Below are 14,751 nucleotides of genomic sequence, written 5' to 3'. Positions count from 1 at the left end.
TAGAGTGCCGGTCGTGGATCCCTCCTTCCCCGGCCTCGGGACAGCCGTCAACGTCGTCACCGTCGTCGTCGGCGCGCTCGCCGGCATGGCCATCGGCCACCGCTTCCCCGACCGCACCCGCTCGGTCGTCACCGACTGCCTCGGCCTCACGACGCTGCTCATGGCCGGGCTCTCGGCGGTGAGCGTCACCGACACCGTCCTCTCGGACGCCACCGGCTCCGGCGCCCCCGTGCTCATCGTCCTCGGGTCGCTCCTCCTCGGGTCGATCCTCGGGTCGCTGCTGCGCATCGGCGACCGTCTCGAGTCGCTCGCCGGGACGATCGAGTCGTGGTTCGCGCGCCGGTCCCCCGCGCTCGCCGACACCGACGACGCCGACGCCTCGGGTCACGTGACGACGGCGCGCGAGAAGTTCATCGAGGGCTGGCTCAGTGCCTCGCTCCTCTTCTGCGTCGGGCCCCTGACGATCCTGGGCTCGCTCTCGGACGGTCTCGGCCGCGGCATCGACCAGCTGCTCCTCAAGTCGGTGCTCGACGGATTCGCCGCCCTCGCCTTCGCGTCGTCGTTCGGCGTCGGGGTCCTGCTCTCCGCCGTGTCCGTCGCCGTGGTGCAGGGCACGCTCACCGTCGTCGGGGTCCTCCTCGGCTCGGTCCTGCCCGAGCCGCACATCCTCGCCCTCACCGCGACGGGCGGGCTCATGCTCGCGGGCATCGGCCTGCGCCTGCTCCGCATCAAGGACGTGCCCGTGGCGGACATGCTCCCCGCACTCGTCGTCGCCCCGCTCCTCACGCAGGTGGTCGTCGCCCTGAGGTGACAGGCGTGCGTATGCCGGCCGGCCGGCATACGCGGTCTTCCTCGGTCCGTGGGGTCAGGCCTTCTCCATGCCGGCCACGACCGCGTCCGCGACCTCCTTCATGCCCATCCGCCGGTCCATCGCGGTCTTCTGGATCCACCGGAACGCTTCGGGCTCGCTGATCTTGAGCTTGCTCATGAGCACGCCCTTGGCACGGTCGACGGCCTTGCGCGTCTCGAGCCGCTCGCCGAGGTCGGCGACCTCGTTCTCGAGCGTCTTGAGCTCGCCCCAGCGGGACAGCGCGATGTCGATGGCGGGCACGACGTCGGTCGCCGTGAACGGCTTGACGATGTAGGCCATGACGCCGGCGTCGCGGGCGCGCTCGACGAGCTCGGTCTGGCTGAAGGCCGTGAGCATGACGACCGGGCAGATGCGCTCCTTGCCGATCTGCTCGGCCGCGCTGATGCCGTCGAGGACGGGCATCTTGACGTCCATGATGACGAGGTCGGGACGGAGCGAGGTCGCGAGCTCGACGGCCTGCTCGCCGTTGCTCGCCTGGCCGACGACGTCGTAGCCCGCCTCCCCGAGCATCTCGGCGAGGTCGAGGCGGATGATCGCCTCGTCCTCGGCGACGAGGATGCGCTTGGCGGGTGCGGGGCTCTCGGCTGTCGTGTCGCTCACGGGAGCAGCCTAGGGGACGGCCGGACCCGGGGTGCCGAGGGCGGGACTTGAACCCGCACGCCCTTGCGGGCAGAGCATTTTGAGTGCCCCGTGTCTGCCATTCCACCACCCCGGCCGGGGGTGGTGGCAGTCTACCGACCCCCGGGGGGTGCCCCGGCCGCCGACCGGCTCAGGCGTCGGCCGGCTCGTCCTCGTATGCCGGCGCGACCCGGTTCTTCGCGTCACCGATGCGGTGCACGCGAAGGGCGTTGGTGGAGCCGGGGATGCCGGGCGGCGAGCCCGCGACGATGACGACGAGGTCGCCCTCGGAGACCTTGCCGCACGCGAGCAGCTCCTCGTCGACCTGCATCGCGAACTGGTCGGTGTGACGGGCGGGAGCGGTGAGGAACGTCTCGACGCCCCACGTGAGGGCGAGCTGGGAGCGGGTCCACTGGTGCGGCGTGAAGGCGAGCATCGGGATCCGCGGGCGGACGCGCGAGAGCCGGCGCGAGGAGTCGCCGCTCACGGTGAAGGTGATGAGGTAGCGGCACCCGAGCAGCTCCCCGATCTCGGCGGCCGCCGCGGTGACGGCACCGCCCTTGGTGCGGGGCTTGGTGTCGAGCGGGAGGATCCGGCCGAGGCCGTGCTCCTCGGTGTTCTCGATGATCCGCGCCATCGTCGCCACGGCCTCCATCGGGTGCGCACCGACACTCGTCTCGCCCGAGAGCATGAGCGCGTCGGCGCCGTCGAGGACCGCGTTGGCGGCGTCGGACGCCTCGGCGCGGGTGGGACGGCTGTTGCTGATCATCGACTCGAGCACCTGGGTGGCGACGATGACCGGCTTGGCGTTGCGGCGGCCGAGCTCGCAGGCGCGCTTCTGGACGAGCGGGACCGTCTCGAGCGGCATCTCGACGCCGAGGTCGCCGCGGGCGACCATGAGGCCGTCGAAGGCCCGCACGATCTCGTCGAGGTTGTCGACGGCCTGCGGCTTCTCGATCTTGGCGATGACGGGGAGGCGGACGCCCTTCTCGTCCATGATCCTGTGCACCGGCTCGATGTCGGCGGCGCTGCGGACGAAGGACAGCGCGATCATGTCGACGCGCTGGTCGAGCGCCCAGCGCAGGTCGACCTCGTCCTTCTCGGACAGCGCGGGCACGCTCATCGCGGCGCCGGGGACGTTGATGCCCTTGTTGTTGCTCAGCACCCCACCCTCGACGACCTCGCAGACGATGTCGGTCTCGTCGGACTCGACGACGACGAGGTTGAGCTTGCCGTCGTCGATGAGGATCGTGTCGCCCGGGGACACGTCGGCGGGCAGGCCGGCATACGTCGTCCCGACGACCTCCTGGGTGCCCTCGACGTCACGGTTGGTGATCGTGAAGCGGGCGCCCTGCTCGAGCATGACCGAGCCGTCCTTGAAGCGGCCGGTGCGGATCTTGGGGCCCTGGAGGTCGGCGAGGATGCCGACCGCGTGCCCGGTCTCGTCGCTCGCCCGGCGCACGTCGAGGTAGACGCGGGCGTGGTCGGCGAGGTCCCCGTGGGAGAGGTTGAACCGGGCCACGTCCATCCCCGAACGGACGAGCTCTCGCAGCTGTTCGGGGCTGGACGTGGACGGACCCAGGGTGCAGACGATCTTGGCGCGGCGCATGGCCCGAAGCCTATCGAGGCAAACGTTTACGCGGTGACGCGGGTCACACCGTGAGAGGGCGGTCGGTGGGGTTGACCGGACGGGGCAGCCGCGACGGCTTGCCGGACAGCCAGGCGTCGACGTGGTGCGCCGCGGCGCGGCCCTCGGCGATGGCCCACACGATGAGCGACTGGCCTCGTCCGGCGTCGCCGGCGACGAAGACGCCGGGCACGCTCGACATGTAGTCGGAGCCCCGACGCACGTTGGACCGCTCGTCGAGCTCGACGCCGAGCTGGCCGACGAGCGCCTCGGTCTGGGGGCCGAGGAAGCCCATGGCGAGGAGGACGAGCTGGGCCGGGAGGACCCGCTCGGTGCCCTCCACGGGCTCGAAGCCGGTCTCGCCACGACGCACCTCGTGGATCCGCAGCCCACTCACCCGACCCTCGTCGTCCGAGAGAATCTCCTGGGTGCTCACGGCATACAGGCGGTCGCCGCCCTCCTCGTGCGCGGAGGCGACACGGAACGTCATCGGGTAGGTCGGCCACGGCTGGCCCGGGGCGCGCTGCTCCCCCGGCTGCGGCATGATCTCGAGGCTCGTCACCGAGCGGGCGCCCTGGCGATGCGACGTGCCGATGCAGTCGGCGCCGGTGTCGCCACCACCGATGACGATGACGTCCTTGCCCTCGGCGGTCACCTGGCCGTCGACGGTCTCGCCGATGGCCACGCGGTTGGCGGGCGGGAGGAAGTCCATCGCCTGGAGGACGCCGTCGGCCTCGCGGCCGGGGACCTCGAGGTCTCGCGGGACGGTGGCGCCCATCGCGATGACGACCGCGTCGTAGCGGGCGCGCAGCTGCTCCCACGTGACGTCGGTGCCGACGTCGACCGAGCTGCGGAAACGGGTGCCCTCGGACTGCATCTGCTGGAGGCGGCGGTCGAGGACCGACTTCTCCATCTTGAACTCGGGGATGCCGTAGCGGAGCAGGCCGCCGGGGCGGTCGGCACGCTCGTAGACCGCGACGGTGTGGCCGGCGCGGGAGAGCTGCTGCGCGGCCGCGAGCCCGGCGGGACCCGAGCCGACGACGGCGACGGTCTTGCCCGAGAGACGCTCCGGCGGACGAGGCACGACGCCACCGTCGGCGAACGCCTTCTCGATCGTCGTCACCTCGACCTGCTTGATCGTCACGGCCGGCTGGTTGATGCCGAGGACGCACGCGGTCTCGCACGGTGCCGGGCACAGCCGGCCGGTGAACTCCGGGAAGTTGTTCGTCGCGTGGAGACGCTCGATCGCCTGGCGCCAGTCGCCCTTCCAGGCGAGGTCGTTCCACTCGGGGATGAGGTTGCCGAGGGGGCAGCCGCTGTGGCAGAAGGGGATGCCGCAGTCCATGCAGCGGCCGGCCTGGCGCTGGAGCTGCCCGAGCTCCTGCTCCTCGTAGACCTCGCGCCAGTCCTTAATCCGCACGGGCACGGGGCGGCGGGCCGGGAGCTCGCGCTCGCGGGTCTTGAGAAAGCCTTGGGGGTCAGCCACGGGATGCCTCCATGATCCGGTCCCAGACCTCGGTGCCGTCGAGGTCGAGGCCCTCGGCCTCGGCGGCGGCACGCACGTCGAGGACACGCTGGTAGTCGCGGGGAAGGATGAGCGAGAAGCGGTCGCGGGCCGCGGCCCAGTCGTCGAGGAGCCGCCCGGCCACCGGCGACCCGGTGAGGTCACGGTGCTTCTCGAGCAGCCCACGGACGACGTCGACGTCGGCCTCGCGCAGGCCCGAGACGTCGACGAGCTCGCGGTTGACCTTGGCCTCGTCGAGGTCGAGGACGTAGGCGACGCCACCGGACATGCCGGCCGCGACGTTGCGCCCGGTCGAGCCGAGGATGACGACGGTGCCGCCGGTCATGTACTCGAGGCCGTGGTCGCCCACGCCCTCGACGACCGCGGTGATGCCGGAGTTGCGGACGCAGAAGCGTTCGCCGACCCGGCCGCGCAGGAAGATCTCGCCCGAGGTCCCGCCGTAGCCGATGACGTTGCCGGCGATGACGTTGTCCTCGGCGGTCAGCGGCGCCGACGGGTCGGGGGCGACGACGATGCGACCGCCGGACAGCCCCTTGCCGACGTAGTCGTTGGCGTCGCCGACGAGCCGCAGGGTGATGCCCTTCGGCACGAACGCGCCGAAGGACTGGCCCGCCGAGCCGCGCAGGGTGAAGTCGATCGTGCCGTCCGGCAGGCCGGAGGCGTGGGCGCGGGTGACCTCGTGGCCGAGCATCGTGCCGACGGTGCGGTTGACGTTGCGGACGGCGAACTCGCCGGTGACCGCGGTGCCGTCGTCGATGGCCTCGCGGGCCACCGCGATGAGCTGGTGGTCGAGCGCCTTCTCGAGGCCGTGGTCCTGGGCGATGCGGTGGCGCTTGCCCGAGCCGTCGGGGCTCTCGACCTCGGCGAGGATCGGCGCGAGGTCGAGGCCCGAGGCCTTCCAGTGAGCGACGGCCTTGCTCGTGTCGAGCGAGCTGATCTGGCCGATGGCCTCCTCGATGCTGCGGAAGCCGAGCGAGGCGAGGTGCTCGCGCACCTCCTCGGCGATGTACTCGAAGAACGTCTCGACGAACTCGGGCTTGCCGGTGTAGCGCGAGCGGAGCTCCGGGTTCTGGGTGGCGATGCCGACCGGACAGGTGTCGAGGTGGCAGACACGCATGAGGATGCAGCCGCTCACGACGAGCGGCGCCGTGGCGAAGCCGAACTCCTCGGCGCCGAGGAGGGCGGCGATGACCACGTCGCGGCCGGTCTTGATCTGGCCGTCGACCTGGACCACGATCCGGTCGCGCAGCCCGTTGAGGACGAGTGTCTGCTGGGTCTCGGCGAGACCGAGCTCCCACGGGCCGCCCGCGTGCTTGAGGCTCGTGAGCGGCGAGGCGCCGGTGCCGCCGTCGTGGCCCGAGATGAGGACGACGTCGGCGTGCGCCTTGGAGACGCCGGCCGCGACCGTGCCCACCCCGATCTCGGAGACGAGCTTGACGTGGATGCGAGCCGACGGGTTCGCGTTCTTGAGGTCGTGGATGAGCTGGGCGAGGTCCTCGATCGAGTAGATGTCGTGGTGCGGCGGCGGGCTGATGAGGCCGACGCCCGGGGTGCTGTGGCGCGTGCGCGCCACCCACGGGTAGACCTTCGGCCCGGGGAGCTGGCCGCCCTCGCCGGGCTTGGCGCCCTGCGCCATCTTGATCTGGATGTCGTCGGAGTTCGTGAGGTAGACCGACGTCACGCCGAACCGGCCGGAGGCCACCTGCTTGATGGCCGAGCGGCGCTCGGGGTCGAGCAGCCGCTCGAGGTCCTCGCCGCCCTCACCGGTGTTGGAGCGCCCGCCGAGGCGGTTCATCGCGACCGCGAGGGTCTCGTGCGCCTCCTGGCTGATCGAGCCGTAGCTCATCGCTCCGGTGTTGAAGCGCTTGACGATCTCGCTCACCGGCTCGACCTCGTCGACCGGGATCGGCTCGCGACGGGCGCTGCCCCCGAGCTCGAAGAGCCCGCGCAGGGTCATGAGCCGCTCGGCCTGGTTGTCGATCCGCTCGGTGTACTGCTTGAAGATGTCGTAGCGGCGCTGGCGCGTGGCGTGCTGGAGCCGGAAGACGGTGTCGGGGTCGAAGAGGTGCGGCTCACCCTCGCGGCGCCACTGGTACTCGCCGCCGACGCGCAGCTTGCGGTGCGACAGGATGACGCCGTCGGTCGGGTAGGCCGAGTCGTGCCGGGCCGCCGTCTCCGCGGCGATGACGTCGAGGCCGATGCCGCCGAGCTGCGAGACCGTGCCGGTGAAGTACTGGTCGACGAGCTCCTGCGAGAGGCCGAGCGCCTCGAAGACCTGGGCGCCGCGGTAGGACGCGACGGTCGAGATGCCCATCTTGGACATGACCTTGAGGATGCCCTTGCCGAGCGCCTTGATGAGGTTCTTGACGGCCTCCTCCGCGGTGACGCCGGTGATGGCGCCGGTGCGGACCATGTCCTCGACGGTCTCCATCGCGAGGTAGGGGTTGATCGCCGCGGCGCCGTAGCCGACGAGGAGCGCGACGTGGTGCACCTCGCGGACGTCACCGGCCTCGACGAGGAGGCCGACCATGTTGCGGGTCTTCTCACGAATGAGGTGGTGGTGCACGGCCGAGGTGAGCAGCAGCGACGGGATCGGGGCGTGGTCGCGGTCGGAGTCGCGGTCGGAGAGGACGACGAAGCGCGCTCCACGCGCGATGGCCTCGCTCACCTCGCGGCAGATCTCGTCGAGGCGGGCGCGCAGGGCGGGCTCGCCCTCGTCGACGAGGTAGGTGCCCCGGACGACGTGGGTGGCGTAGCCGGGCAGGTCGCCGTCGGCGTTGATGTGGACGATCTTGGCGAGCTGGTCGTTGTCGATGACCGGGAAGGGCAGGACGACCTGGCGCGCGTGCACCGGCGAGGCCTCGAGCATGTTGCCCTCGGGGCCGATGACCGTGCCGAGCGAGGTGACGAGCTCCTCGCGGATCGCGTCGAGCGGCGGGTTCGTCACCTGCGCGAAGAGCTGGGTGAAGTAGTCGAAGAGCAGGCGCGGCTTGTCGGACAGGACCGCGATGGGCGAGTCGGTGCCCATCGAGCCGAGCGCCTCGCCGCCGGTGCGCGCCATCGGCGCGAGGAGGATCTTGAGCTCCTCCTCGGTGTAGCCGAAGGTGCGCTGGCGGCGGGCCACCGAGGCGGCGGTGTGGATGATGTGCTCCCGCTCCGGGAGCTCGTCGAGCGTGAGGAGACCGGCGTGCAGCCACTCCTCGTAGGGGTGCTCGGCGGCGAGCTCGGACTTCACCTCGTCGTCGCTGACGATGCGGCCGGCGGCGGTGTCGACGAGGAACATCCGCCCGGGCTGGAGGCGGCCGCGCTTGACGACGCTCTCGGCCGGCAGGTCGAGGACACCGGCCTCGGAGGCGAGGACCACGAGCCCGTCCTCGGTGACCCAGTAGCGGCCCGGGCGCAGGCCGTTGCGGTCGAGCACGGCGCCGATGAGGGTGCCGTCGGTGAAGGCGACGCACGCGGGGCCGTCCCACGGCTCCATGAACGTCGAGTGGAACTCGTAGAAGGCGCGGCGGGCCGGGTCCATGTCGGCGTGGTTCTCCCACGCCTCCGGGATCATCATGAGCACGGCGTGCGGGAGCGAGCGCCCACCGAGGTGGATGAGCTCGAGGACCTCGTCGAAGCTCGCCGAGTCGGACGCGTCCGGGGTGCACGTCGGGAAGATGCGCTCGAGGTCGCCGGGGATGACGTCGGAGACGAGCTGGCTCTCGCGGGCACGCATCCAGTTGCGGTTGCCCTTGACGGTGTTGATCTCGCCGTTGTGGGCCATGAGCCGGTAGGGGTGTGCCAGCGGCCAGCTTGGGAAGGTGTTGGTCGAGAAGCGCGAGTGCACGAGGGCGAGCTCGGAGGCCATCCGCTCGTCCGACAGGTCGGGGAAGAACGGCTCGAGCTGGCCGGTGGTCAGCATGCCCTTGTAGACGATGGTCCGCGAGGACAGCGACGGGAAGTAGACCTCGACCTCGCGCTCGGCGCGCTTGCGCAGGCAGAACGCGAGCCGGTCGAGCTCGAGACCCGTGGTGGCCCGGTCGGGAGTGGCGACGAAGAGCTGGCGGAAGAACGGCATACAGGCTCGCGCCATCTCGCCCACGAGCTCGGGCGCGGCGGGCACGTCGCGCCACGCGAGGACCTCGAGGCCCTCCTCGGTCGCGATCTGGGCGATGCGCTCCTCCGCCTGCGTGCGCTCGGCCTCGTCGAGCGGGAGGTAGGCCATGCCGGCGGCGTAGGCGCCGGCCTCGGGCAGCTCGGTGTCCAGGACGGCCCGGAAGAAGGCGTCCGGCACCTGGAGGAGGATGCCGGCGCCGTCGCCGACGAGCGGGTCCGCACCGGTGGCGCCGCGGTGGTCGAGGTTGCGCAGCGCGGTGAGCGCGTGCTCGACGATGTCGTGACCGGCCGTCCCGCGCATCGTCGCGACCATGGCGACGCCGCAGGCGTCGTGCTCGTGGGCGCGCCGGTAGAGACCGGTGTCGGCCGGGTGGGCGGAGAAGCGCGTCGGGGACACGTCGGGTCACCGTCCTCAGGGAGTCGGGAGTCCGGAGACACGAGGTGTCCGGGCACGGGAGGTCATCGGACGCGGACAGCGGTGGCCACGTGACAGGGATGCTAGCCCAACACCGTCTTGCACTGCGAGCGGCAAATCTCACATGGTGGAAGTGTCCGCGTCGCTCTCCCGGCCGTTCCGGTCGACGTCGCCAGAGCGGTCCGCGTCGACCGGCTCATCCCGACCCTCCGAACGGGCCCGGCGGCCCGTGTGCACGAAGACTGCCACCCCGATGAGGAAGACGAGGATGCTCGTCCAGACGTTGAGCCGCTGGCCGAGGATGAGCTCGGCCTCGTCGGTGCGCATCTTCTCGATGATGATGCGGCCGATCGGGTAGCCCGCGACATAGAGGCCGAAGAGCTGGCCGCGCGCGAGCGAGAACCGCCGGTCGACGAGGAGCAGCACGGCCGCGAGGAGCATGACCCAGAAGAACTCGTAGAGGAACGTCGGGTGGAACGTGCCGAGGACGACGGGGTCGCCGGAGGCGTCGCGGACGGCGCGACCGGCCCCGTTGTCCCACTCGTGGATCGTCAGCCCCCACGGAAGGTCGGTGGGCCCGCCGTAGAGCTCGTTGTTGAACCAGTTGCCCCAGCGCCCGATCCCCTGCGCGATGGCGACACCGGGCGCGGCGGCGTCGGCGAAGTCGAGGAAGCGCACCCCGACCCTGCGACACCCGATCCAGGCGCCGAGGGCGCCGAGCGCGACGGCGCCCCAGATGCCGAGGCCCCCCTCCCAGATCTTGAGCGCGTCGAGCGGGCGGCCGTTCTCGCCCCAGTAGGGGTCGGGCGTCGTGATGACGTGGTAGAGGCGGCCGCCGAGGATGCCGGCCACGACCGCGTATGCCGCGACGTCGAGGACCTGACCCGGCTCACCTCCGCGCGTGCGCATCCTGCGGTCGGTGAGCCAGACGGCCACGACGATGCCGAGGAGGATGCACAGGGCGTAGCCGCGGATGGGCAGCGGGCCGAGGTGGAGGACCCCGGCCGTCGGGCTCGGGATGACGGCCGGGACGAGTGCGGTCACTTCGTGGCTGCTTCGACGGCGGCCTTGAGGGCGGCGGGGTCCGGCACGGCGTTGAAGTCGAGCTTCTGGCCGTCGAGGACGACGGTCGGCGTCGAGTTGATGCCGGCCTTGCTCGAGGACTCCTCGGTGGACTCGACGTAGGTGCCGTACTTCCGCTCGTCGACGCAGGTCTGCCAGGCGTCGAGGGCCGCGCCGGTGATGCCGGCGCCCTCGGCGAAGCCCCTGACCTGGGCGGTCGGCCAGCCCTGGCCCTCCTGGGCGGGCATGTTGGCGTAGACCGCGTCGTGGAAGGCCTGGAACTTGCCGGCGTCGGCCGCGCACATGGCGGCGTTGCCCATCGTCAGCGAGTGGGTGGTGCGCAGGTTGGCGTCGAGGAAGGTCTTGAGGTGGTAGACGAGCTTGATCTTCCCCTCCTTGGCGAGGTCGGCGACCGTGCCGCCCATGACCTGCTCGAACAGGGCGCAGGCCGGGCACTGGAAGTCCTCGTAGACCTCGAGCGTCGGAGCGTTCGGCTGCAGCGTGACGTCGGCGTTGGCGACGAAGCCCTGGCCCATGCCGGACGCGCCGGCGGGCACGGTGGTGCTCGTGCCGACCCGGTCCTGCTGGTTGCGCTCGGCGACGACGACGCCGCCGACGACGGCGATGATCGCGACGACGGCGACGACCGCGCCGACGACGATGCGGTTGACCCCGCCGCCCCCGTCCTTGCGGACCGCGTCGATCTTCGCCTGGCGCGCGCTCTTCGGTGTGGACTTCTGGGCCATGGTGCTGCTTCTCCTGGTGGGGCGGTCGGGTCGGTCGGGCTCAGTGGGCTCGGAAGAGCGCGCGGTCGAGGGACAGGTGGGACGACGGGCGCCGCGACAGCCACAGCCCGCACGCGAGCATGCCCACATCCTCGAGGATGCGAGGCAGGTAGGAGGTCTCGTCGGCGGCCACCGTCCCGCCCCCGCCGAAGCAGCCGCAGTCGATGGTGAGGCCACGGGCCCAGGCCTGTGCGATGCCGGCGATGAAGACGACGAGCAGCAGCGAGCTGACGATGGCCGAGACGCGGGTGAAGAGGCCGAGCAGGAGCAGCAGGCCGAGGATCACCTCGACGATCGGCAGCGCGTAGCCGACGTAGGCGGCGAGGTCGTGCGGGAGCACCTGGTAGGCCTGCGTGGCCTTGGCGGACGCCTCGGGAGTGGTGACCTTGAGGCCACCGGCGACGAGGAACACGACGCCGAGGACGAGACGGGCGATCGACCCGAGACCATCGGCGACACGCGTGCTCACCGCGCTCCTTCCCTCACTCCCCGGGCCAGGTCGGCCGTCAGCTCGCGCAACGTGTCGAGGCGGGCACCGAGTTCCCCCTCGCCGGAGAGCACCCGGACGAACGCCGTGCCGACGATGACGCCGTCGGCATAGCCGGCGAGCTCGGCGGCCTGGTCGCCGTTGGACACCCCCAGCCCGACGCAGACCGGCAGGTCGGTCACGGCGCGGGTGCGCTCGACGAGGTCGCGGGCCGACGAGCCGACGCTCGACCTCTCCCCCGTCACGCCCATCGTGGAGGCGGCGTAGACGAAGCCGCGGCAGGAGTCGGTGACCCTCGAGAGCCGCTCCGGCGTCGAGCTCGGCGCGACGAGGAAGACCCGGTCCAGGCCTTCGCGCTCGCTGGCCGCGATCCACTCCTCGGCCTCCTCCGGGATGAGGTCCGGGGTGATGAGGCCGGCGCCGCCGGCGGCAGCCAGCTCCGCGGCATACCGGTCGACGCCGCGACGCAGGATGAGGTTCCAGTAGCTCATGACGAGAGCGGGGGCGCCGGCGTCGCGGACCGCACGCGTCGCGCGGAAGCCGTCGACGACGTGGGTGCCGCCCGCCAGCGCCGTCTCGACGGCGTGCTGGATGACGGGACCGTCCATGAGCGGGTCGGAGTAGGGCAGCCCGACCTCGACGACGTCGACGCCGGACTCGACCATCGCGACCATGGCGCGGATCGAGCCCTCGACGTCGGGGAAGCCGACGGGGAGGTAGCCGATGAGGGCGGCGCGCCCCTCCTCGCGGCAGCGGGCGAGGACGTCGGCGACCCCGAGCCCGGCGCTCACAGCTGGGTCCGTCCGTCGCCGGTCGCGCCCGGGTCGTCGGACGTGCCCTCGGGCACCGTCTCGGCGTCGGGGTCCTGCTCGACGAGACCGAACCACTCCGCCGCTGTGTGCATGTCCTTGTCGCCGCGCCCGGAGAGGTTGACGAGGATGATCCCGTCGGGGCCGAGCTCGCGGCCGAGGACGAGCGCACCGGCGAGGGCGTGGGCCGACTCGATCGCCGGGATGATGCCCTCGGTGCGGCAGAGCAGCGCGAAGGCCTCCATCGCCTGCTCGTCGGTGGCGTAGACGTAGTCCGCGCGTCCGGAGTCGCGCAGGAAGGCGTGCTCCGGGCCGACGCTCGGGTAGTCGAGCCCGGCCGAGACCGAGTGCGACTCCATCGTCTGGCCGTCCTCGTCCTGCATGAGGTAGCTCATCGCGCCGTGCAGGACGCCGGGCACCGCGCTCGCGAACCGCGCCGCGTGCCGGCCCTCGAGGCCCTCGCCCCCGGCCTCGACGCCGACGAGGCGCACGCCCTCGTCCTCGATGAAGCGGTGGAAGATGCCCATGGCGTTGGACCCGCCGCCGACGCACGCGACGACCGCGTCGGGCAGCCGGCCGGTGAGCTCGAGCACCTGCTCGCGGGCCTCGACGCCGATGATCCGGTGGAAGTCGCGCACCATCTCGGGGAACGGGTGCGGCCCGGTGACGGTGCCGATGAGGTAGTGGGTGTGCTCGACGTTGGTCACCCAGTCGCGCAGCGCCTCGTTGATCGCGTCCTTGAGGGTCGCGCTGCCGTGCTCGACGGCGACGACCTCGGCGCCGAGCATGCGCATGCGGGCGACGTTGAGGGCCTGGCGCTCGGTGTCGACCTTGCCCATGTAGACGCGGCACTCGAGGCCCATGAGCGCGGCCGCAGTGGCCGTGGCGACACCGTGTTGGCCGGCGCCGGTCTCGGCGATGACGCGGGTCTTGCCCATGCGCTTGGTGAGCAGCGCCTGGGCGATGACGTTGTTGATCTTGTGCGAGCCCGTGTGGTTGAGGTCCTCGCGCTTGAGGATGATGCGCGCGCCCCCGGCGTGGGCGGCGAAGCGGGGCACCTCGGTGATGATGCTGGGCCGACCGGTGTAGGTCCGGTGGAGCTCCTCGAGCTCGGCGAGGAAGGTCGGGTCCGCCATCGCGGCGCGGCGTTCCTCGTCGAGCTGCTCGAGGGCGGGGACGAGGGCCTCGGGGACGTAGCGTCCGCCGAAGGCCCCGAACCGTCCGGCGCTCACGCCGCACCCGCCGCGAGGATGTCGCGCACCGCCGCGGCCGGGTCGGGACCGCTGACGAGCGCCTCGCCGACGAGGACCGCGTCGGCGCCCTGGGCGGCATACATCGCCGCGTCGTCCGCTCCGGAGATCCCGGACTCGGCGACCTTGACGACGCCCGGCGGGATGAGCGGGGCGAGCCGCGAGAAGGTGTCGCGGTGGACCTCGAGGGTCTTGAGGTTGCGGGCGTTGACCCCGATGACCGAAGCGCCGGCGTCGACGGCTCGCTGGGTCTCGCCCTCGTCGTGGACCTCGACGAGCGCGGTCATGCCGAGCTCGCGGGCGAGACCGTGCATCCGCACGAGCTCGGCGTCGGTGAGCGAGGCGACGATGAGCAGGATGATGTCGGCGCCGTGGGCGCGGGCCTCCCAGAGCTGGTAGTCCGTCACCATGAAGTCCTTGCGCAGCACCGGGACCTGCACGGCCGCGCGGACGCTGTCGAGGTCGTCGAGGCTGCCCCGGAAGCGGCGCTGCTCGGTGAGCACGCTGATCGCTGTGGCGCCGGCGGAGGCATAGGTCGCGGCGAGGGCCGCCGGGTCGGCGATCTCGGCGAGCTCGCCCTTGCTCGGGCTGGCGCGCTTGACCTCGGCGATGAGCGAGAGGCCGGGCGCGCGCAGGCGCTCTTCGGCGTCGATGGCGGCCGGGACGTCGGCGACGCGGCGCTCGAGGTCGGGCTGGCTGACGGCCTCGGTGCGGACGGCGAGGTCCTCGCGCACACCGGCGACGATGGCGTCGAGCACGGTGGTCATGCGCGCGGGCTCAGGAGAGGTTGCCGTCGGCGCGGGCGACCGCGCCGTCGACACCGTGCCCCGCGAGGGCGAGGACCTTGCCGGCGACGAGGCCGGCGACGATGACGACGACCCCGATGATGCTGACGGCGAGGCTCCACATGACGATGCCGACGGAGACCACGGCCGAGCCGAGGAGCACCACCCCGACCATGACCCAGGCAGCGAGGCTGTGGCCGTGGTGGTCGTCGTCGTGGTGGTCAGCCATGGATGCCTCCGTCAGAAGTGGGTGGTTCGAGCGTCATTGTGTCACTCGCGCCCGCCCGGACCGACATCGGTCGGGTCCTCGCCGGCGGTGAGCTGGTCCCAGTCGCTGGCGGGTGCGCGCCCGGGCGCCTCGTAGCGCGACGACAGCCCCGGCGCGGCGCGGCGTGCCCGGGCGAGCCCGCCGACGG

General features: G+C 71.8%; 12 protein-coding genes and 1 tRNA gene. 1 reads left to right on the top strand and 12 read right to left on the bottom strand.

All coding sequences use genetic code 11. The features are described from left to right. Window positions 1-13 precede the first annotated feature (13 nt). Complete coding sequence (locus N798_RS14155; RefSeq protein WP_035949758.1) at window positions 14-811, top strand: DUF554 domain-containing protein; 798 nt, start codon at window positions 14-16, stop codon at window positions 809-811. Between the two features lie 54 nt (window positions 812-865). Here the strand turns inward: N798_RS14155 and N798_RS14150 are convergent, their stop codons facing one another. The 12 genes from N798_RS14150 to N798_RS14095 form a co-directional block, all read right to left on the bottom strand. Continuing rightward, window positions 866-1,471, bottom strand: coding sequence for an ANTAR domain-containing response regulator (locus N798_RS14150; RefSeq protein WP_035949574.1), 606 nt, complete (start codon window positions 1,469-1,471; stop codon window positions 866-868). Between the two features lie 32 nt (window positions 1,472-1,503). Next, window positions 1,504-1,586 (bottom strand) — tRNA-Leu (locus tag N798_RS14145). A gap of 54 nt (window positions 1,587-1,640) precedes the next feature. Beyond that, window positions 1,641-3,098: a pyruvate kinase gene (gene pyk, locus N798_RS14140; protein ID WP_035949571.1), complete on the bottom strand. Its 1,458-nt coding sequence runs from the start codon at window positions 3,096-3,098 to the stop codon at window positions 1,641-1,643. Window positions 3,099-3,141: 43 nt separating this feature from the next. Beyond that, window positions 3,142-4,602: a glutamate synthase subunit beta gene (locus N798_RS14135; protein ID WP_035949569.1), complete on the bottom strand. Its 1,461-nt coding sequence runs from the start codon at window positions 4,600-4,602 to the stop codon at window positions 3,142-3,144. Further along, window positions 4,595-9,139 (bottom strand): glutamate synthase large subunit, encoded by a 4,545-nt coding sequence (gltB, locus tag N798_RS14130; RefSeq protein ID WP_035949567.1) that lies wholly within the window; start codon window positions 9,137-9,139, stop codon window positions 4,595-4,597. Before gltB ends, N798_RS14135 begins: the two co-directional genes overlap by 8 nt. A 138-nt stretch (window positions 9,140-9,277) precedes the next feature. Next, the gene (gene lgt / locus N798_RS14125; RefSeq protein WP_035949564.1) at window positions 9,278-10,201 is read right to left on the bottom strand and encodes a prolipoprotein diacylglyceryl transferase; all 924 of its coding nucleotides are present in this window, start codon (window positions 10,199-10,201) and stop codon (window positions 9,278-9,280) included. Then, window positions 10,198-10,965 carry a DsbA family protein gene (locus tag N798_RS14120; protein WP_052117375.1) on the bottom strand — a complete coding sequence of 256 codons (768 nt, stop codon included), beginning with the start codon at window positions 10,963-10,965 and terminating at the stop codon, window positions 10,198-10,200. The genes lgt and N798_RS14120 overlap by 4 nt, the downstream gene beginning before the upstream one ends. A 40-nt stretch (window positions 10,966-11,005) precedes the next feature. Next, window positions 11,006-11,473, bottom strand: a complete 468-nt coding sequence (locus N798_RS14115; protein ID WP_035949561.1) for a MauE/DoxX family redox-associated membrane protein — start codon at window positions 11,471-11,473, stop codon at window positions 11,006-11,008. Further along, on the bottom strand, window positions 11,470-12,282 hold the full coding sequence (trpA, locus tag N798_RS14110; protein WP_035949558.1) for a tryptophan synthase subunit alpha: 813 nt from the start codon (window positions 12,280-12,282) through the stop codon (window positions 11,470-11,472). The genes N798_RS14115 and trpA overlap by 4 nt, the downstream gene beginning before the upstream one ends. After that, a complete protein-coding gene (gene trpB, locus N798_RS14105; protein WP_035949557.1) occupies window positions 12,279-13,532 on the bottom strand; it encodes a tryptophan synthase subunit beta in 1,254 nt (417 codons plus the stop codon). Before trpB ends, trpA begins: the two co-directional genes overlap by 4 nt. Beyond that, window positions 13,529-14,317, bottom strand: coding sequence for an indole-3-glycerol phosphate synthase TrpC (gene trpC, locus N798_RS14100; protein ID WP_035949555.1), 789 nt, complete (start codon window positions 14,315-14,317; stop codon window positions 13,529-13,531). Before trpC ends, trpB begins: the two co-directional genes overlap by 4 nt. A 10-nt stretch (window positions 14,318-14,327) precedes the next feature. Beyond that, entirely contained in the window at window positions 14,328-14,564 is a 237-nt protein-coding gene (locus tag N798_RS14095) for an HGxxPAAW family protein (protein ID WP_035949553.1), read from the bottom strand. Window positions 14,565-14,751: the final 187 nt, after the last annotated feature.

It is taken from the genome of Knoellia flava TL1, assembly GCF_000768675.1.
Taxonomy (GTDB): Bacteria; Actinomycetota; Actinomycetes; order Actinomycetales; family Dermatophilaceae; genus Knoellia; species Knoellia flava.
Note: the sequence above shows the minus strand (reverse complement) of the source record. Positions and strands in the feature narration are given on the sequence as shown.

What these genes read in the sequence shown, in the direction of transcription:
- pyk (WP_035949571.1), bottom strand. Translation starts at nt 3,098, where the DNA reads ATGCGCCGCGCCAAGATCGTCTGCACCCTGGGTCCGTCCACGTCCAGC.
- N798_RS14120 (WP_052117375.1), bottom strand. Translation starts at nt 10,965, where the DNA reads ATGGCCCAGAAGTCCACACCGAAGAGCGCGCGCCAGGCGAAGATCGAC.
- trpC (WP_035949555.1), bottom strand. Translation starts at nt 14,317, where the DNA reads ATGACCACCGTGCTCGACGCCATCGTCGCCGGTGTGCGCGAGGACCTC.
- N798_RS14095 (WP_035949553.1), bottom strand. Translation starts at nt 14,564, where the DNA reads ATGGCTGACCACCACGACGACGACCACCACGGCCACAGCCTCGCTGCC.